Annotated in this window: 20 protein-coding genes; 11 read left to right on the top strand and 9 right to left on the bottom strand. The window is 62.8% G+C overall.

The window, feature by feature from the left end; translation table 11 throughout:
- Window positions 1–25 precede the first annotated feature (25 nt).
- From ribBA to nrdR, 4 genes are read right to left on the bottom strand one after another with little or no spacing between them, the layout of a single operon-like run.
- Window positions 26–1,117 carry a bifunctional 3,4-dihydroxy-2-butanone-4-phosphate synthase/GTP cyclohydrolase II gene (gene ribBA, locus LU684_RS18845; RefSeq protein WP_016484697.1) on the bottom strand — a complete coding sequence of 364 codons (1,092 nt, stop codon included), beginning with the start codon at window positions 1,115–1,117 and terminating at the stop codon, window positions 26–28.
- An 18-nt stretch (window positions 1,118–1,135) separates the two neighbouring features.
- Entirely contained in the window at window positions 1,136–1,801 is a 666-nt protein-coding gene (locus tag LU684_RS18840; protein ID WP_016484696.1) for a riboflavin synthase, read from the bottom strand.
- Between the two features lie 42 nt (window positions 1,802–1,843).
- Window positions 1,844–2,974: a bifunctional diaminohydroxyphosphoribosylaminopyrimidine deaminase/5-amino-6-(5-phosphoribosylamino)uracil reductase RibD gene (ribD, locus tag LU684_RS18835; protein ID WP_232894902.1), complete on the bottom strand. Its 1,131-nt coding sequence runs from the start codon at window positions 2,972–2,974 to the stop codon at window positions 1,844–1,846.
- A 2-nt stretch (window positions 2,975–2,976) separates the two neighbouring features.
- Complete coding sequence (gene nrdR / locus LU684_RS18830) at window positions 2,977–3,441, bottom strand: transcriptional regulator NrdR (RefSeq protein ID WP_003255402.1); 465 nt, start codon at window positions 3,439–3,441, stop codon at window positions 2,977–2,979.
- A 106-nt stretch (window positions 3,442–3,547) separates the two neighbouring features.
- Between nrdR and LU684_RS18825 the strand changes: the two genes are divergently transcribed.
- From LU684_RS18825 to trxA, 3 genes are read left to right on the top strand one after another with little or no spacing between them, the layout of a single operon-like run.
- Window positions 3,548–4,000 carry a YbaY family lipoprotein gene (locus tag LU684_RS18825; RefSeq protein WP_016484694.1) on the top strand — a complete coding sequence of 151 codons (453 nt, stop codon included), beginning with the start codon at window positions 3,548–3,550 and terminating at the stop codon, window positions 3,998–4,000.
- Window positions 4,001–4,660 (top strand): class I SAM-dependent methyltransferase, encoded by a 660-nt coding sequence (locus tag LU684_RS18820; protein WP_096425518.1) that lies wholly within the window; start codon window positions 4,001–4,003, stop codon window positions 4,658–4,660.
- 31 nt (window positions 4,661–4,691) lie between these two features.
- On the top strand, window positions 4,692–5,564 hold the full coding sequence (gene trxA / locus LU684_RS18815; protein WP_016484692.1) for a thioredoxin: 873 nt from the start codon (window positions 4,692–4,694) through the stop codon (window positions 5,562–5,564).
- 135 nt (window positions 5,565–5,699) lie between these two features.
- Here the strand turns inward: trxA and LU684_RS18810 are convergent, their stop codons facing one another.
- Window positions 5,700–6,044 carry a hypothetical protein gene (locus LU684_RS18810; RefSeq protein WP_191087225.1) on the bottom strand — a complete coding sequence of 115 codons (345 nt, stop codon included), beginning with the start codon at window positions 6,042–6,044 and terminating at the stop codon, window positions 5,700–5,702.
- Between the two features lie 130 nt (window positions 6,045–6,174).
- Here LU684_RS18810 and LU684_RS18805 point away from each other — a divergent pair, with 130 nt between their 5' ends.
- From LU684_RS18805 to LU684_RS18785, 5 genes are all read left to right on the top strand, one after another.
- Window positions 6,175–6,750, top strand: a complete 576-nt coding sequence (locus tag LU684_RS18805; protein WP_102667955.1) for a DUF2796 domain-containing protein — start codon at window positions 6,175–6,177, stop codon at window positions 6,748–6,750.
- Window positions 6,751–7,461 (top strand): ABC transporter ATP-binding protein, encoded by a 711-nt coding sequence (locus LU684_RS18800; RefSeq protein WP_232894901.1) that lies wholly within the window; start codon window positions 6,751–6,753, stop codon window positions 7,459–7,461.
- Window positions 7,461–8,726, top strand: coding sequence for an ABC transporter permease (locus LU684_RS18795; protein WP_232894900.1), 1,266 nt, complete (start codon window positions 7,461–7,463; stop codon window positions 8,724–8,726). Before LU684_RS18800 ends, LU684_RS18795 begins: the two co-directional genes overlap by 1 nt.
- Before the next feature lie 126 nt (window positions 8,727–8,852).
- Window positions 8,853–9,365 carry a DUF3299 domain-containing protein gene (locus LU684_RS18790; RefSeq protein WP_060519277.1) on the top strand — a complete coding sequence of 171 codons (513 nt, stop codon included), beginning with the start codon at window positions 8,853–8,855 and terminating at the stop codon, window positions 9,363–9,365.
- Window positions 9,366–9,474: 109 nt separating this feature from the next.
- Window positions 9,475–10,158 (top strand): OmpW/AlkL family protein, encoded by a 684-nt coding sequence (locus tag LU684_RS18785; protein WP_014589498.1) that lies wholly within the window; start codon window positions 9,475–9,477, stop codon window positions 10,156–10,158.
- Here the strand turns inward: LU684_RS18785 and LU684_RS18780 are convergent.
- Window positions 10,146–11,351: an MFS transporter gene (locus tag LU684_RS18780; protein WP_232894899.1), complete on the bottom strand. Its 1,206-nt coding sequence runs from the start codon at window positions 11,349–11,351 to the stop codon at window positions 10,146–10,148. The genes LU684_RS18785 and LU684_RS18780 overlap by 13 nt on opposite strands.
- Before the next feature lie 102 nt (window positions 11,352–11,453).
- Here LU684_RS18780 and LU684_RS18775 point away from each other — a divergent pair, with 102 nt between their 5' ends.
- Entirely contained in the window at window positions 11,454–11,897 is a 444-nt protein-coding gene (locus LU684_RS18775; protein WP_016484684.1) for a winged helix-turn-helix transcriptional regulator, read from the top strand.
- A 131-nt stretch (window positions 11,898–12,028) separates the two neighbouring features.
- On the opposite strand, the gene LU684_RS18770 is transcribed toward LU684_RS18775, so the two are convergent.
- Together LU684_RS18770 and LU684_RS18765 are read right to left on the bottom strand one after the other, a co-directional pair.
- Entirely contained in the window at window positions 12,029–12,961 is a 933-nt protein-coding gene (locus tag LU684_RS18770; RefSeq protein WP_102668040.1) for an NAD-dependent epimerase/dehydratase family protein, read from the bottom strand.
- On the bottom strand, window positions 12,954–13,838 hold the full coding sequence (locus tag LU684_RS18765; RefSeq protein ID WP_024717608.1) for a sugar nucleotide-binding protein: 885 nt from the start codon (window positions 13,836–13,838) through the stop codon (window positions 12,954–12,956). The genes LU684_RS18770 and LU684_RS18765 overlap by 8 nt, the downstream gene beginning before the upstream one ends.
- A gap of 238 nt (window positions 13,839–14,076) precedes the next feature.
- Here LU684_RS18765 and LU684_RS18760 point away from each other — a divergent pair, with 238 nt between their 5' ends.
- Window positions 14,077–15,138 carry a hypothetical protein gene (locus LU684_RS18760; RefSeq protein ID WP_232894898.1) on the top strand — a complete coding sequence of 354 codons (1,062 nt, stop codon included), beginning with the start codon at window positions 14,077–14,079 and terminating at the stop codon, window positions 15,136–15,138.
- A 16-nt stretch (window positions 15,139–15,154) separates the two neighbouring features.
- Window positions 15,155–15,949, top strand: a complete 795-nt coding sequence (locus LU684_RS18755; protein ID WP_024717609.1) for a TSUP family transporter — start codon at window positions 15,155–15,157, stop codon at window positions 15,947–15,949.
- 76 nt (window positions 15,950–16,025) lie between these two features.
- Here LU684_RS18755 and LU684_RS18750 read toward each other — a convergent pair whose 3' ends face one another.
- Window positions 16,026–16,835 (bottom strand): helix-turn-helix domain-containing protein, encoded by an 810-nt coding sequence (locus tag LU684_RS18750; RefSeq protein WP_016484680.1) that lies wholly within the window; start codon window positions 16,833–16,835, stop codon window positions 16,026–16,028.
- Between the last annotated feature and the right edge of the window lie 75 nt (window positions 16,836–16,910).

The raw sequence follows: 16,910 nt of genomic DNA, 5'->3' as shown, positions 1-16,910 counted from the left end.
CAGAGGGCGTCAATGCCGCCTCAAGTCACTCGGAGGGCACGTATTCTACAACTTCCAGATCGAATCCGGATATCGCGTTGAACTTCATCGGCGAACTCATCAGGCGCATCTTGCGCACACCGAGGTCGCGCAGGATCTGCGAACCGGCACCCACGGTGCTGTAGGTAGTCGGTGCCTTGGCGGGTGCATCGCCCGCGCTTTCGCGGATGTGGGCCAGCAACACGTCGCCGTCCAGCGGGTGACCCAGCAGCAGCACCACGCCACTGCCAGCCTCGGCCACGGCAGCCATGGCAGCACGCAGGCTCCAGCGGCCTGGCTGCTTGACCAGCAACAGGTCGCGCAGCGGGTCCATGTTGTGCACACGCACCAGGGTAGGCTCTTCGGCGCAGATCTTGCCCAGGGTCAGGGCCATGTGCACGTCGCCTTCGACCGCGTCGCGGTAGGTGACCAGGTTGAACTCGCCCAGCTCGCTCTCCACCGGCTGCTCGGAAACACGCTGCACGGTGCGCTCGTGGATCATGCGGTAGTGGATCAGGTCGGCGATGGTGCCGATCTTCAAGCCGTGCTCGGCGGCGAACACTTCCAGCTCGGCGCGACGCGACATGGTGCCGTCGTCGTTCATCACTTCGCAGATCACGCCGCTTGGCTCGAAACCGGCCATGCGTGCGAGGTCGCAGGCGGCTTCGGTGTGGCCGGCCCGGGCCAGGGTACCGCCGGGCTGGGCCATCAGCGGGAAGATGTGGCCAGGGCTGACGATGTCTTCGGCCTTGGCGTCCTTGGCAGCGGCGGCCTGCACGGTGCGTGCTCGGTCGGCGGCGGAGATGCCGGTGGTTACGCCTTCGGCGGCTTCGATCGATACGGTGAACTTGGTGCCGAAGCCCGAGCCGTTGCGCGGCGCCATCAGCGGCAGCTTCAGCGTTTCGCAACGCTCGCGGGTCATCGGCATGCAGATCAGGCCACGGGCGTGCTTGGCCATGAAGTTGATATGTTCGGGCAGGCAGCATTCGGCCGCCATGATGATATCGCCTTCGTTCTCGCGGTCTTCGTCATCCATGAGGATGACCATTTTGCCCTGGCGGATGTCTTCGACCAGTTCTTCGATGCTGTTGAGCGCCACGCGGCACCCCCTTCTCAATCAGGATTTCAAGAAGCCGTTGGCGGCCAGGAAGCTTTCGGTAATGCCACTGCCCTTGCTCGGTTCGGCAGCCTTGTCACCCAGCAGCAAGCGCTCCAGGTAACGGGCCAGCAGGTCGACCTCAAGGTTTACCCGACGCCCTGCGCGGTAGTCGGCCATGATGGTTTCGGACAGGGTGTGCGGGACAATGGTCAGCTCGAACTCGGCGCCATTGACCTCATTGACCGTCAGGCTGGTGCCGTCGACGGTGATCGAACCCTTGTGGGCGATGTACTTGGCCAGCTCCTTGGGTGCACGCACACGGAACTGGATGGCGCGGGCGTTATCGCTGCGCGAGATGATTTCGCCGACGCCGTCGACATGGCCGCTGACCAGGTGCCCGCCCAGACGGGTGGTGGGGGTCAGGGCCTTTTCCAGGTTGACCTTGCTGCCGCTCTTGAGGTCGATGAATGCGGTGCGTTTGAGGGTTTCGACGCTGACATCGGCCCAGAAGCCATTGCCCGGCAGTTCGACAGCGGTCAGGCACACACCGTTGACGGCGATGCTGTCGCCGAGCTTGACGTCGCCCAGGTCAAGCTTGCCGGTGTCGACGTGGACGCGCACATCCCCCCCCTTGGGGGTGAGGCTGCGGATGGTGCCGATGGATTCGATGATGCCGGTGAACATGGGGTCTTCCTCAAAAACGGTTTGCACGGGGCAAGCCCGGCATTATACGCCGGGCGCCGGCAGGGGGATGGCCGTGACCCGCCAGTCATCGCCCACTGCGCGCATTTCGGTAATTTTCAATCGCGGCGCTTCGCTCATCTTGTCCAGCGGCCACTCCAGCAATGGGCGGGCGTCGGAGCCGAGGAAGGTGCCAGCGACGAACAGCTGATACTCGTCGACCAGGCCTTGGCGGGCAAAGGCGCCGACCAGGCCGGCACCGGCTTCCAGCAGGATTTCGTTGACGCCGCGGGCGGCCAGGGCCTGCAACAGCGCCGCAAGGTCGACCTGGCCATTGTCGCCCGGCAAGCTGAGCAGTTCGTGGCCGGCAGCGGCATAGCGCGGGTCATCTGCGACAGCGGTCACCACCAGTGCCGGGCCGGCCAGGAAGAACGGCGCAGCCAGTGGCAGGCGCAGGCGGCCATCGACCAGCACTCGCAGCGGGGTGCGGCTGAGTGCCAAGGCGGTGGTTTCGGCGTCCAGGCCCAGCTCGGCGCCACGTACGGTCATGCGCGCATTGTCGGCCAGCACACTGGCAGCGCTGGTCAGCACCACGCTGGCACGGGCACGCAGGCGCTGCACCGCCGAACGGGCAGCGGGGCCGGTGATCCACTGGCTTTCGCAGCTGGCCATCGCGGTGCGGCCATCCAGGCTCATGGCCAGCTTGGCGCGCACGAACGGCAGGCCGTGTTCCATACGCTTGAGAAAGCCTGGGTTGAGCGCGCGGGCCTCGGCTTCGAGCACGCCACTGGCCACTTCGATGCCAGCCTCGGCCAGGCGCCGCAGGCCCTGCCCTGCCACTTGCGGGTTAGGGTCCTGCATGGCTGCCACCACCCGCGCTACGCCAGCCTTCACCAGTGCTTCGGCGCACGGCGGCGTGCGGCCATGGTGGCTGCACGGCTCGAGGGTAACGTATGCACAGGCGCCACGGGCACGCTCACCGGCCTGGCGCAGGGCATGCACCTCGGCATGTGGCTCGCCAGCACGCACATGCCAGCCTTCGCCCACCACTTCGCCATCGCGTACGATCACGCAACCTACGCGCGGGTTGGGGTGGGTGGTGTACACGCCCTTACGCGCCAGCTGCAGCGCGCGGGCCATGTAGTGGGCGTCAAGGATGGCGGCTTGGCTGGGCATGTTCACTCTTTAGCCGGCTCACGGGCCAGGCGGTCGATTTCTTCGCGGAACTCGTCGAGGTCCTGGAAGCGTCGGTACACCGAGGCAAAGCGGATATAGGCCACCTCGTCGAGCTTGCGCAGCTCGGCCATGACCATTTCTCCCACCACCAGCGATTTGACTTCGCGCTCGCCAGTGGCACGCAAGCGGCTTTTGATGTGCGCCAGCGCCGCTTCCAGGCGCTCGACGCTGACCGGGCGCTTTTCCAGCGCCCGCTGCATGCCGGCGCGCAGCTTTTCTTCGTCGAAAGGCTGGCGCGTGCCGTCCTGCTTGATCAGCCGGGGCAGCACCAGTTCGGCGGTTTCGAAGGTGGTGAAGCGCTCGCCACAGGCCACGCATTCGCGGCGGCGGCGCACCTGCTCGCCCTCGGCAACGAGGCGAGAGTCAATGACCTTGGTGTCGTTGGCACCGCAAAAGGGACAGTGCATGGTGGCAGGCAACAAAAAAAGGGAGGGCCATGGTAGCGCATTGCACTGGCAAGACAAGCCAAAGGGGTTAACATCCATGGGAAATCTGCCCGTGAAGGACGACCCCATGCACTACCGAGCGCTCGTTGTGCTGTGCTGCGCCGCCCTGCTCGCTGCCTGCGGCAGCGACAGGCCGAAAACCGATACGCCCCCGGCGCCCACGCCAACCCGCTCGGCCAAACCGGCCGAAGTACTGGGCCCGCTGCCGGCCTACCAGCGCGAACTGAGCGGCACCTTGCTGGAAATCCCGGCAGGTGCCGACGTGGAACTGGCCTTGCTGGTCATCGACGAACGCGACCGCCCGCAACGCCTGCTGGCCAGCAGCAACCTGACCGGCACCGGCCAGGCCCTGCCCTACCACCTGCGCTTCAACCCCGAAGCGTTCCCGGCCGGCGCGCGGGTCGAGCTGCGTGGCCGCGCCAGCAGCTCCGGCCAGTTGATCATGCACCTGCCACCGGTGCGTATCAGCCAGGCCCAAACCCAAGCCACCGGCCCGCTGCGTTTCGAGAAGGCGCCGTAAGTGGTACCCGTGGCCCTGCAACAGGCCCTCAGCGGCCTGATCGGCGAAGCGCGCCTGATCGTCAGCGAGCTGCCCGGCTGTGACCTGAAGCTGTGGTTGATCGACGACCAGAACATGGACCGCGCCTTCAGCAGCGAAGAAACCCGGCGCATCCTTGAAGAGCCGCCCTACTGGAGTTTTTGCTGGGCCAGTGGCCTGGCCATGGCCCGCTACCTGGCCGAGCGCCCGGAGTGGGTGGCCGGCAAGCGCGTGCTGGACTTTGGCGCCGGCTCAGGTATCGCCGGTATTGCCGCCGCGCGCGCCGGTGCATTGGAAGTGGTGGCCTGCGACCTCGACCCGCTGGCCCTCGATGCCTGCCGCGCCAATGCCGCGCTGAATGGGGTCGAGCTTAATTACAGCAGTGACTTTTTTGCCGAGGACGACCGCTTCGACCTGATCCTGGTCGCCGATGTGCTGTACGACCGCGCCAACCTGCCGCTGCTGGACGCCTTCCTCGGCCGCGGCCGCCAAGCGCTGGTGGCCGACTCGCGCGTACGCAACTTCTGCCACCCGCTGTACCAACAGCTGGGCGTGCTCGAAGCGCTGACCCTGCCGGACCTGGCCGAGCCACACGAATTCCGCAGGGTCAGCCTGTACCACGCCAGCCGCGACGCCTTATAGTGGTGCCATTCACGAGTTTGCGAGAGTCGCGATGACCCAAGACACGCCTTACATTTTCGACGCTACCGATGCCACCTTCCAGCAACTGGTAATCGAGAACTCCTTCCACAAGCCGGTGCTGGTGGACTTCTGGGCCGAGTGGTGCGCGCCCTGCAAGGCACTGATGCCGTTGCTGGCCAAGATCGCCGAGGGTTACCAGGGCGAGCTGCTGCTGGCCAAGATCAACTGCGACGTGGAGCAACAGGTGGTTGCCCAGTTCGGCATTCGCAGCCTGCCGACCGTCGTGCTGTTCAAGGACGGCCAGCCGGTGGACGGTTTTGCCGGGGCTCAGCCGGAATCGGCGATTCGCGCCATGCTCGAGCCGCACGTGCAGATGCCCGCTGCACCCGTCGCTTCGCCGCTGGAGCAGGCCAAGGCGCTGTTTGCCGAAAGCCGCTTTGCCGAAGCCGAAGCGTTGCTGCAGGCACTGCTGGGTGAGGACAACAGCAACGCCGAGGCGCTGATCCTGTACGCCCGCTGCCTGGCCGAACGTGGCGAGCTGGGCGAGGCCCAGGTGGTGCTGGATGCGGTCAAGACCGACGAGCACAAGGCTGCACTGGCCGGGGCCAAGGCCCAGCTGACCTTCCTGCGCCAGGCCGCCAGCCTGCCAGAAGTGGCAGACCTGAAAAGCCGCCTGGCGCAGAATCCGCAGGATGACGAGGCGGCCTATCAGCTGAGCATTCAGCAGCTGGCGCGCCAGCAGTACGAAGCGGCGCTGGATGGGCTGCTGAAGCTGTTCCAGCGTAACCGTGGCTACGAGAACGGGCTGCCGCAGAAGGCGTTGCTGCAGGTGTTCGAGCTGCTGGGGGGGGATCATCCGCTGGTTGGCGTTTATCGCCGCAAGCTGTCGGCGGCGATGTTCTGACCTGGTGGCATTTGCGAGGGCTTCGCCCTCGTTCGCGGGCATGCCCGCTCCCACAGGTGTGCACAGCTCCCAAGTGCGGTGAAATCCTGTGGGGGCGGGCATGCTCGCGAAGAGGCCAGAACAGGCAATACCAATTCACCCAACCCAGTGATAGACCGGCGCATCCACGCCACTTTCCACCTTCACCTCACTGCTGTGCCGCAAGCGCACCAGCAGCCGTTTGCCTGCCGCCGTGCTTCCCGCCAGCCCTTCCAGCCGGTCCAGCAACTCCGGCCCGCTCATCTGCCCGGCAAGGCGCAACACATCACGCGCGGCGGTCCATTGCCCGTCATCCTGGCGCGGTGCCGCCACTGTAAGCGTCGCAGCACCTTGAACCACTGCAGGCACCTCGATTTGCTTACCCAGTTGCGCCCACTCTTCAGGCGCCAGCTCGATGGTCAGGTCCACCGGCCAGTCACCAATCTGTCCACGAATTCTCATGATGCGTTCCTTGAGCCCAAGTCAATGCAGCCATGCTACCGCAACATGAAACCTTAGCCACGCAGGCTGGCGGCGCGCAGAAAAGTTGTTATAACATAACTCAATCTTCCAGCCCGCTCCGGAGTCGTCCATGCGTCGCCTGCTGCTCGCCCTGCCCTTCGCCTTGCTGCCACTGGCCGTGGCCCATGCCCACGATGACCATGATCATGATCACGCCCATGGTACGCTCGGCGCCCACGAGCATGGCGTGGCCAAGCTCAACGTCGTGCTCGATGGCAACACCCTTGAGCTGGAGCTGGACAGCCCGGCGATGAACCTGGTGGGCTTCGAGCATGCCGCAAGCAGTGATGCCGACAAGGCCAAGGTCGCTGCCGTGCACCAGCAACTCGAACAACCCCTCAAGCTGTTCGGCCTTTCTGCAGCAGCACACTGCAAGGAAGAACAGCAGGAACTGGAAAGCCCGTTGTTCGGTGACGCCGCGAAAGCTGACGACGATGACGATGAACACGCGCATGGCCACCCGCACAGCGACATCGGCGCCCATTACCAACTGACCTGCGCCAACCCCGAAAAACTCACACAGTTCGACCTGACGCCCCTGTTCAAGGCCTTCCCGGCCACCCAGAAAATCAACGTGCAACTGATCGGCCCCAACGGCCAGAAAGGCGTGGAAACCACGCCTGCCAAGGCAGTGGTCGCCTTCTGAATGAACCAGCCGCTGATCGAACTGCATGACCTGGTGTTCGCCTGGCCAGGTCAGCCGCCGCTGCTGGCTATTCCGGCATTCCACCTGAACGCGGGTGAAGCCCTGTTTCTCAAGGGCCCCAGCGGCAGTGGCAAAACCACTTTGCTGGGCCTGTTGGGCGGGGTGAACGTGCCGGCGCAGGGCAGCATCCAGTTGCTCGGGCAGGACCTCGGCAAGCTGGGCCAGGGTGCCCGTGATCGCTTTCGGGTCGATCACACGGGCTACATTTTCCAGCAGTTCAACCTGCTGCCATTCCTCTCGGTACGTGAGAACGTCGAGCTGCCCTGCCGCTTCTCGCGCAGCCGCAAGGCACGCGCCGAGCAGCGCCACGGCAGTGTCGACCAGGCCGCAAGCACGCTGCTCGCCCACCTGGGCCTGGACGACCCGGCCCTGCTCGCCCGCCGCGCCGACAGCCTGTCGATCGGCCAGCAGCAGCGCGTCGCCGCTGCCCGCGCCCTGATCGGTCAGCCGGAGCTGGTGATTGCCGACGAACCGACCTCGGCGCTGGATGCTGACACACGCGAAGCGTTCATCCGCCTGCTGTTCGATGAGTGTCGCGCTGCCGGCACCAGCTTGCTGTTCGTCAGCCACGACCAGAGCCTGGCGCCCCTGTTCGACCGTCACCTTTCCCTGGCCGACCTCAACCGCGCCGCCAAGACCCGGGAGGCCTGATGTACCTGCTCCGCCTTGCCCTGGCCAGCCTGGCCAACCGCCGCTTCACCGCCTTTCTCACCGCCTTTGCCATCGCCCTTTCGGTGTGCCTGCTGTTGGCCGTGGAGCGCGTTCGCACCGAAGCTCGCGACAGCTTCGCCAGCACCATCAGCGGCACCGACCTGATCGTCGGCGCCCGTTCCGGTTCGGTGAACCTGCTGCTGTATTCGGTGTTTCGCATTGGCAACGCGACCAACAACATCCGTTGGGAAAGCTTCCAGCACTATGCGCAGGACCCGCGAGTGAAATGGGCGATCCCGATCTCGCTGGGCGATTCGCACCGCGGCTACCGAGTGATGGGCACCACGACGGATTACTTCAGCCATTACCAGTACGGCCGCCGCCAGCATCTGGAACTGAGCCAGGGGCGTGAGTTCGCCAGCGACCCGTTCGAGGTGGTGCTCGGCGCTGAAGTGGCCGAGGCGTTGCACTACAAGCAGGGTGACAAGCTGGTGCTGGCCCACGGCGTGGCCGCCATCAGCCTGGTCAAGCATGATGACAAGCCATTCACCGTGGTCGGTGTGCTCAAGCGCACCGGCACACCGGTCGACCGCACCCTGCATATCAGCCTGGGCGGTATGCAGGCCATCCATATCGACTGGCACAACGGCGTACCCGCCCGTGGCGCTGGGCGCATCAGCGCCGAGCAGGCACGCACGATGGACCTGCAACCCGCAGCCATTACCGCGTTCATGCTGGGCCTTAACAACAAGATCGCGACTTTCAGCCTGCAGCGCGAGATCAACGAGTACCGCAGCGAGCCGTTGCTGGCAATCCTCCCGGGCGTGGCCCTACAGGAGCTATGGAGCCTGATGGGCACGGCGGAACAAGCGTTGTTCGTGGTCTCGCTGTTCGTGGTGCTGACCGGCTTGATCGGCATGCTCACGGCAATTCTCACCAGCCTCAACGAGCGCCGCCGGGAGATGGCGATCTTGCGGTCGGTCGGGGCCAGGCCGTGGCATATCGCGGGGCTGCTGGTACTGGAAGCGCTGTCACTGGCAGCGGTCGGGATCGTGGCCGGGCTTGGCTTGCTGTATGCGGGGATTGTCCTGGCGCAGGGGTACGTGCAGGCCAACTATGGTTTGTATTTGCCACTGGCTCTGCCGAGCGCACATGAATGGACCTTGCTGGCTATCATCCTGGGGGCTGCGTTGCTGATGGGCAGCGTGCCGGCGTGGCGGGCTTATCGGCAGTCGCTGGCCGATGGCCTGTCCATACACCTCTGAGTGCGCGTAATGATCAGACACCTCACCGCCTGCTTCGCGGGCACGCCCGCTCCCACAGGGTTCTCCACTAGCCTCAGGCCTTGTAGAGGACCTGTGGGAGCAGGCATGCCCGCGAAGAGGCCGGCCATGCGCATGCTGCTGGCCCTGCTGTTGCTGGTGGCGATGCCTCTTTGGGCCGCCGAACCCAAGGAGCTGGACTGGCCCGCCCTGATCCCCGAAGGCGCCCCGGTCATCCCGCCACAACTGGCGCCGCTGCACGACATGTCACAGCTCAGCAACGCCCTGGCTGCCGAATCTGCCCCGCCCGCGCGTCAGCAAGCCCCCGACGCCCCGGTTGTAAAAGAGCTCGACGGCCAACAGGTCAAGCTGCCTGGCTACATCGTGCCACTGGAGGTCAGCGAAGAAGGCCGCACCACCGAATTCCTGCTGGTCCCTTATTACGGTGCGTGCATCCATGTGCCGCCGCCACCGTCGAATCAGATCGTGCACATTTTCAGCGAGATGGGCGTGCGTGTCGAAGACCTCTACCAGCCCTACTGGATCGAGGGAAAGCTGCAGGTTAGAGCCTCCAGCAGCGAACTGGCCGACGCCGGCTATCAGATGGAAGCCGAGAAAATCTATGTTTATGAGCTGAGATGAGAACTGTTTCGAATTCGTGAAGACGCTTCTTTGAGCTGGGTCAAACTTTCTGTTTAACCACCTCCGTACCATTGGACTACTCGATTAATAACGTCCTTTGGGAGCTTCCATGAACAAGTCCTTGCTCGGCGCCTCGCTTGTGGCCCTTGCGCTCGCCGCCCCTGCCGCCCACGCCTATCAGGCGGGGGACATGATCTTGCGCGCAGGCGCAATCACCACTGCCCCGAACGAGAGCAGCGGCGACCTGAAGTTCGACGGCAACAAAGTGTCGGGCACCAAAGCGACCCTGGACAGCGACACCCAGCTGGGCCTGACCTTTGCCTACATGCTCACCGACCACATCGGCCTGGAACTGCTGGCAGCCACCCCGTTCAAGCACACCGTCGGCGTAAAAGGCCTGGGCGGCGGGCTGGACGGCAAACTGGCCGACATCAAGCAACTGCCACCGACCCTGTCGCTGCAGTACTACCCGATGGAGCCGAATTCGCGCTTCCAGCCATACGCCGGCGTGGGTATCAACTACACCCTGTTCTTTGACGAAGACCTGAGCAGCGCACGCAAGCAACAAGGCTTCAGCAACCTCAAGCTGCAGGATTCGGTAGGTATCGCCGGCCAACTGGGTATGGATTACATGCTGACCGACAACCTGCTGGTCAACGCCTCGGTCTGGTATGTCGACATCGACACCAAGGCCAGCGTCAACGGCCCGACCGCGCTGGGTTACAGCAAGACCAAGGTCGACGTCGACGTCGACCCGTGGGTGTACATGGTCGGCCTTGGCTACAAGTTCTGACCTGAACACTGCAGGGCGGCTTCGGCCGCCCTCGCGCGTTGCAGCCAGAGCCAGTAGCCCAGCGCTGCCGCACTGAAGGCCATGCCAAGCCCACACACCGCAGCCCACCCCCAATGGGCATGCACCCAACTCGCAAGCACCGCCCCCAGCCCGCTGCCAAGCGAATAGCAGCACATGTAGGCACCGATCAAGCGGCTGGCCATCGCGCCGCGCCCTGCCAGTAACAGGCTCTGGTTGGTGACATGCACCGCCTGCACGGCAAAGTCCAGCATCAGCACGCCTAGCACAAAGGCTATCAGGGACTGCCCGACAAAAGCGGTGGGCAACCACGACAGCGTCAGCAGCGCCAGCGCCAACCCGGTGGTGCGCTCTCCCAGCCCCCTGTCGGCCAAGCGACCGGCGCGCGCTGCCGCCAGAGTACCTGCAACACCTGCCAGGCCGAACAGGCCAATTTCGGTATGGCTCATAGCCAATGGCGCAGCACTGAGGGGCATGACCATGGCGCTCCACAGCACGCTGAACGCGGCAAAGATCAATACCCCAAACACCCCGCGCTGGCGCAGCAGCGTGTCTTCCCGATACAAACGGAACGGGGACACGATCAACGCCCGGTAGGCAGGCCGGTGCATCAACGGCTGCCTGCTGGGCAGGCTGCGCCACAGCACCACGGCCAGTAACATCAGCAGCCCTGCGGCAACCAGATAAACACTTCGCCAACCGGCCAGGTCGGCTAGCCCGCCCGCCACCAGCCGCGCCAACAGAATCCCCAGCACAATGCCACTGGTGACGGTGCCCACGGCCTGCCCTTGCTCGCCAGGCGAGGCGAGGCTGGCCGCATGCGCCACCATTACCTGGACCATGACGGCCATCAGCCCGGTAATGGCCAAGGCCAGCAGTAACATCGCCCAGTTCGGCGCCATGCCCACGCCGACCAGCGCCAGCGCCGAGAACAACAACTGCCCGAGCAACAGGCGCTTGCGATCGACCAAGTCCCCCAGAGGCACGATCAGCAGTAGCCCGAGGGCGTAGCCTGCCTGGGTGGCGCCGACCGCCCAGCCAATCTGCTGCTGCGCCACCCCCAGGTCGGCAGCCATCGACTCGAGCAGAGGCTGGGCGAAGTAAACCGTCGCCACCGCCATGGCGCTGGTGGTGGCAAGCAACAGGAATATCCAGCGTGTCAGCGAAGGTGTCATAAGGCCGGCCTCGTCCATCTGGTTTCGATTTGAAACCACATACTGGCTATTTAGCAAATGTGGTTTTAATCTGCAACCAGATAATCAACACAGGTTTGACCCATGCTCGATGAAAACAATGCGCAGTGCCCCGTAGCCCGTGCTCTGGAGGTGCTGGGTGATCGCTGGGCACTGATGATCCTGCGCGATGCCTTTGACGGCCTGCGGCGGTTCAGCGAATTTCAGAAGAACCTGGGGCTGGCGAAGAACATCCTCGCCTCGCGGCTCAAGCTGCTGGTGGAGAGCGGATTACTGGCGCTGCAGCCGGCATCGGATGGCTCTGCCTACAAGGAATATGTGCTGACCGAGAAAGGGCGGTCGGTGTTTCCGGTGGTGGTTGGCTTGAGGCAGTGGGGGGAGCGATACCTGTTTGAAGCGGGGGAGGCGCGTTCTGAATTGGTGGAGGGTGTTACGGGGCGGGCGCTTGAGACTTTGCAGGTGCGGGCTTTGGATGGGCGAGTACTCGGGGCCGAGGATTGCCTGCGCAGGGTTGTGCGGCATGGGTGATTTTTGGGGCTGCTGCGCAGCCCATCGCGACACAAGGCCGCTCCCACACTGAGCGCAAGTCAATTGGCTGCACGCTGTCCCTGTGGGAGCGGCCTTGCGTCGCGAAAGGGGCGCAAAGCGCCCCCAGGGGCTCAGTGTTTACCGAGAAGCTTGGCCAGGCCCTCGACCATCGACGTCGCCTGCGGAAACTCGAACCGCGCCAGCAACCGCTGGTTATCCGCCCGCGAATGGCGAATGTCACCGGCACGCGCCGCCACATGCGTAATCGCCGGCAAGCTGCCCACCACCTTCTCAAGCGCCACCAGCAACTGGTTCAGCGAGGTAGCCTGGTTGAGGCCGATGTTCACCGCCCCCTCCTCGACCTGCGGCTGCTCCAGCGCCTGCACCATCACCTGCACCAGGTCGCCCACGTAGAGGAAGTCGCGGGTCTGCTCGCCATCGCCGAAGAGGGTGATCGGCAAGCCCTGCACTGCGCGCTCGCAGAAGATGCTGATTACCCCGGAATACGGTGAGGACGGGTCCTGGCGTGGCCCGAAAATGTTGAAGAAGCGGAACACCACCGGCTCCAGCCCATGCTGACGGCGGTAGAAGTCCAGGTACTGCTCACTGGCCAGCTTGTCCACGGCATAGGGGGTCAGCGGCGCCTTGGGCGTGTCTTCGGCAATCGACTCGCCTTCGCCATTGTTGCCGTACACCGCCGCACTGGAGGCGAACAACACCCGGCGCAGACCCTGCACGCGCATGGCTTCGCACACGTTCAGGGTGCCAATGAAGTTGCTCTGGTGGGTACGCACCGGGTCTTCGACCGAGGCCTGTACCGAGGCCACCGCCGCCAGGTGCACCACGGCACTGCAGCCTGCCGCGGCCTGCATGACCAGCCCGGCGTCGGCGACATCGCCTTCGATCAGTTCCAGACGCGGGTGGCCAACCTGCAGGTTGCTGCGCCGGCCGGTGGAGAAGTCGTCGAGAATGCGTACGGCGTAGCCTTTGTCCAACAACGCATCGCACAGGTGGGAGCCAATGAAGCCGGCACCGCCGGTGATCAGGATGGGGGCGTCAGCCATGGCGGTAGAACCGGTCCAGTAGAGGCGGCAGGCCGGCGCGCCAGGCGCGCGGCTTGATGCCGAAGGTATGAAGGATTTTCTTGCAGGCCAGTACAGCGTTCTGCGGCTCTTCGCTGGCATCCGGCCGTGCGGCATGGGCCTGCGGTGTCGGCGCCTGCACCGCCAGCTGGCGGTGTTGGCCTGCTTCGGTAAGAATCGCCTGGCCCAGCGCCAGCGGCGTGGTCGCCTCGTTGCCGGCGTAATGGTAAGTGCCCCACAGCGGCGCACTGCAATCGAGTTGCTTGAGCACCGACAGAATCACCCGTGCGGCATCGTCGACCGGTGTCGGGTTGCCACGCCGGTCATCGGCCAGCAGCAGCTCCTGCGGTTGCTCGGCACGGGTCAGGAAGCGGCCCAGCGAGCCGTCGATGCTCTCGTCGAGCAACCAGCCGAAGCGCAGCAGTACGTGCTGCGGACAAGTCGCGCGCACACTCTGCTCGATGCGCCACAAGGCCTGGCCACGCAGGCCCAGCGGCACGGGCTCGTCCTTTTCGCTGTAGGCCGTTGCCCGCGAACCATCGAATACCCGGTAGCTGGAAGGTTGCACCAGGGTGATCTGGTGGTGCTGGCACAGCTCTGCCAGCCGCTCCACTGCCCGCTCCTGTTGAGCCAGGCGTTGCTCGCTGACCGACTCGGCCTGGAACCAGTCGAAGTAATAGGCCAGGTTGACCAAGGCGTCGGGGCGGTGATCGTCGAGCAACTGAGTGAGGTTGGCCGGCGTCCAGCCATTCTCGGGAGGGCGCGGCGCCAGGAAAGCAATGTCCTCCTCGGCCCCAAGACGAATCAGCGCTTGCCCGAGGGCATTGCCACCACCCAACAGCATTAGGCGCATACGCATAGAGTCAGCAGATCCGAGAGGTTGATGAAGGAAAGGGGTCATTTTGCGGTTTCCGGGCGGGGAAGTCCAACCCTGAGGCTGACAGCACTACCCACCCAAGACGATTCCTACCACACCCATAGACATTCCCTACAGCTCGCAAGGGCTCCACCTTACATCATCGGTAAAAGGTCTCTGGCTAAATAGTCTCCGCCCTAACAAGAAGAGTCACCTTTACCTACATACAAGGAGAATAAAAATGGAAGGGGTAAACGCTAAGGCCGGAACCGAGATCCTTCATCTCACATTTAGTAAAATGCAAGCCAGCATACTTGATCACGGCTCACGACAAACTGCCGCTGTCGGCGGCCCAGATGTCGCGGGAGCTGCTGCCCTATCTGCCTGTCAGGCAAAAATCTTGAAGAATTCACTGGATGACGCACAGCTTGCTTTGCTAGAAATATTTTCCTCCGGAAAAGCAGCAGCACTTGAATTCGCTGCAATGAAAGTTCCTAACGTGGGCCCTGTACCGAGCGAGCTGGCAGACATTGATATTTTGAAGATCGATCCGGTTACCGTCTATATGGCCTCACGAAACCAGATTCTTTTGAGCCTTGTCGACTACCGCTCATTCGCTTTTGATATCGACAATGGCGGTATGCAAGTACGGCTTGTTGGAAATTTCAAAGGTGGCGGAGTGCGATTGCTACCGAATGAACTCAACCTGCATCAAGCCGAACTGAGCTCCCATGCAGGCGTTCAACTGGGCCCACACACTGAACCTCCTTACAACTGCTCAGTTCAGTTCGAGGGTGAGCATTCCCCTGCTCCAAGCGCATTGATCCTGAGTGCAAGATGGAATCCATTACAGGAACCGACCAAACTCATACCCGTGCGCAATGCGATCTCAAATCTCAACGGCCTTGAGGCACTGGCGCTATCTTCCAAGTCATTCTGCTTTACCCTCAGCGACTGCTTCGTGAAGGATGAGAGTCAGGCGACGATCGCAAATTCGATTCTTCAGTTCGATGTTAGAGGCGATTTCACCCTCCGATATAGCAGCTATAGGCACTCACTGCATGATGAAGCTAACCATTCGACACGACAGGCTTATCAAACATTGCGAGACTTGCTGGACAAAGAGCAACCCTACGATTTCCTGCCAAGCCCCGACTCTGCACTATTGATCAATAATTGCCAGGCACTTCACGCCCGCGACGTCATCAAGGACAACCGCAGAATGCTGGTTCGACTATTTGGGTACTCACCTGATGCCCGGCCTGTGATTTTACAACAAGACCCATTGATCGTACGCGGCTAAGGCGGGGAAAAGAAAAGTGGAGATTGAAGTTTCAATACTCTTGGCGCTGGCCTCTGTCGCCTTGCTCGCCGGTTTTTTTGATGCGATAGCAGGAGGCGGAGGATTACTCACGTTACCAGCTTTTTTCATTGCAGGTGTCGACCCATTGGCTGCAATGGCTACCAATAAATTTCAGGCCTCTTCAGCAAGTGTTTCAGCAGTGTGGGCGTTCGCCCGAAAGAGAATGATCCAGTGGCGGACTGGCTGGCCGATGGCCGCTTTGTCGTTCGCGGGGGGCGTTACAGGCGCGTTGTCGATCAGCATGCTCGATAAAGCGCTCCTCGAGTCAATTGTCCCCATCTTGCTAATTACAGTAGCCGGCTATTTTACGTTCAGCCCCAAGCTTGGTACCAAGGATCGTCGGCAGAGGATGTCGTATCTGGGCTTCACGCTGGCAGTTGCGCCAGTCATTGGTTTCTACGACGGGATCTTTGGACCAGGCACGGGTTCGTTTTTCATGGTCGCTTTCACCTTACTCTTGGGTCAGCATCTTATGCAGGCGATCTGCAACAGCAAATTGCTCAATGCATCCTGCAACCTAGGCGCCCTTTCAGTCTTTGCCTTTAGCGGCGCAATCATCTGGCCTTTAGCCCTGGCAATGGCGCTTTGTGCCATTGTTGGCGCCCAACTCGGCGCACGTTGCGCTATCTACTTCGGACCACGGCTAATCAAGCCACTGCTGATCACTGTTTGCTGCTTGATGTCCTTGAAGCTTTTACTCGATGAGGGGCGTCCGGCTGGGGAGTGGTTGCGGCAACTTAGTCTTTTCTGAACAGTCATTGAGCCGGGAGCACCGCCCCTTTCCAACAGGTGAGGCCCCGGCAACAAGACCCGTACAGGCACTCAATCTATTCAATCTCAAACAAGCTGTTGCGCAACGGCCCCACACTCAACCGCTCACGCACATCATCATCTATTCGCGGATCATCCGGGCGGTACAGTTTCACCTGCCGATATGCATTGATGCGATTGATCTCCTCGCCCAGGTACTCCCACACCACCCGGGTGCAGGCCGGGTTGCGCCGGTCGCCGCTGGAAACCCCGGCCTTGAGGCCGTTCAGGCGGGTGATGCGGCTTTTGAAGCTGGGGATGAGAATGGTCTGGCTCATTTCGTTGAAGGTGAGCGACTCGTAGTCGATGAGGAACACCCGGTCCTGCAGCTGGAACGCCGCGCCCAGGTAGCGGCAGCGCACCTCGGCATGCTGGTCCGTGGCACTGGAACGTTCCTGGCGCTCCTGGCGCTCGAACAGGAAACGGCCGCGCTCCTCCCACAGGTGCACCAGCGAGACCAGGATCGTGCCCGGCACCGACATGCAGTTGGAATACTCGAAGTAATAACCGCAATAGCGCGACAGGTTGCCCGCATGGTCATGCAGCGGGCGGAACAGTTCGCTGATCGGGTCGCTGGGCTGCTCGGCAGGGGTCGACACCCGCGCACCGATCAGCCGGGCGAACTGCTCGGCCGGCAGGTTCAACTCGTAATCCTCGACCCCGAAGAAATCGCCAATGCGCTTGAGGTTGAAAGCCGTCGGACGGCTCTGCCCGCTCAGGTACTTGTTGAACTGAGCGCGGTTGATCGAGAGCTGCCGGCAAACTTCGGAGATAGAGCGGTAGTGGCTGCAGGCCAGTTTGAGGTTGGTGGCGAAATGCTCACTCATGTGCGGAACCCAGGTGACGCGAATGGCGCCATTGTAGCATCAACTAGCATCAACTCAGAGCAACCCGCGAAATTG

The organism is Pseudomonas sp. NMI542_15, assembly GCF_021283425.1.
In the GTDB taxonomy this organism is placed as follows: domain Bacteria; phylum Pseudomonadota; class Gammaproteobacteria; order Pseudomonadales; family Pseudomonadaceae; genus Aquipseudomonas; species Aquipseudomonas fortuita.
The sequence above is the reverse complement of the archived record's forward strand: the minus strand, read 5'-3'. Positions and strand labels throughout refer to the sequence as shown.

Coding starts and splice junctions, on each gene's coding strand:
- LU684_RS18840 (WP_016484696.1), bottom strand. CDS start 1,801: ATGTTCACCGGCATCATCGAATCCATCGGCACCATCCGCAGCCTCACC.
- ribD (WP_232894902.1), bottom strand. CDS start 2,974: ATGCCCAGCCAAGCCGCCATCCTTGACGCCCACTACATGGCCCGCGCG.
- nrdR (WP_003255402.1), bottom strand. CDS start 3,441: ATGCACTGTCCCTTTTGCGGTGCCAACGACACCAAGGTCATTGACTCT.
- LU684_RS18825 (WP_016484694.1), top strand. CDS start 3,548: ATGCACTACCGAGCGCTCGTTGTGCTGTGCTGCGCCGCCCTGCTCGCT.
- trxA (WP_016484692.1), top strand. CDS start 4,692: ATGACCCAAGACACGCCTTACATTTTCGACGCTACCGATGCCACCTTC.
- LU684_RS18810 (WP_191087225.1), bottom strand. CDS start 6,044: ATGAGAATTCGTGGACAGATTGGTGACTGGCCGGTGGACCTGACCATC.
- LU684_RS18805 (WP_102667955.1), top strand. CDS start 6,175: ATGCGTCGCCTGCTGCTCGCCCTGCCCTTCGCCTTGCTGCCACTGGCC.
- LU684_RS18800 (WP_232894901.1), top strand. CDS start 6,751: ATGAACCAGCCGCTGATCGAACTGCATGACCTGGTGTTCGCCTGGCCA.
- LU684_RS18795 (WP_232894900.1), top strand. CDS start 7,461: ATGTACCTGCTCCGCCTTGCCCTGGCCAGCCTGGCCAACCGCCGCTTC.
- LU684_RS18790 (WP_060519277.1), top strand. CDS start 8,853: ATGCGCATGCTGCTGGCCCTGCTGTTGCTGGTGGCGATGCCTCTTTGG.
- LU684_RS18785 (WP_014589498.1), top strand. CDS start 9,475: ATGAACAAGTCCTTGCTCGGCGCCTCGCTTGTGGCCCTTGCGCTCGCC.
- LU684_RS18780 (WP_232894899.1), bottom strand. CDS start 11,351: ATGACACCTTCGCTGACACGCTGGATATTCCTGTTGCTTGCCACCACC.
- LU684_RS18775 (WP_016484684.1), top strand. CDS start 11,454: ATGCTCGATGAAAACAATGCGCAGTGCCCCGTAGCCCGTGCTCTGGAG.
- LU684_RS18770 (WP_102668040.1), bottom strand. CDS start 12,961: ATGGCTGACGCCCCCATCCTGATCACCGGCGGTGCCGGCTTCATTGGC.
- LU684_RS18765 (WP_024717608.1), bottom strand. CDS start 13,838: ATGCGTATGCGCCTAATGCTGTTGGGTGGTGGCAATGCCCTCGGGCAA.
- LU684_RS18760 (WP_232894898.1), top strand. CDS start 14,077: ATGGAAGGGGTAAACGCTAAGGCCGGAACCGAGATCCTTCATCTCACA.
- LU684_RS18750 (WP_016484680.1), bottom strand. CDS start 16,835: ATGAGTGAGCATTTCGCCACCAACCTCAAACTGGCCTGCAGCCACTAC.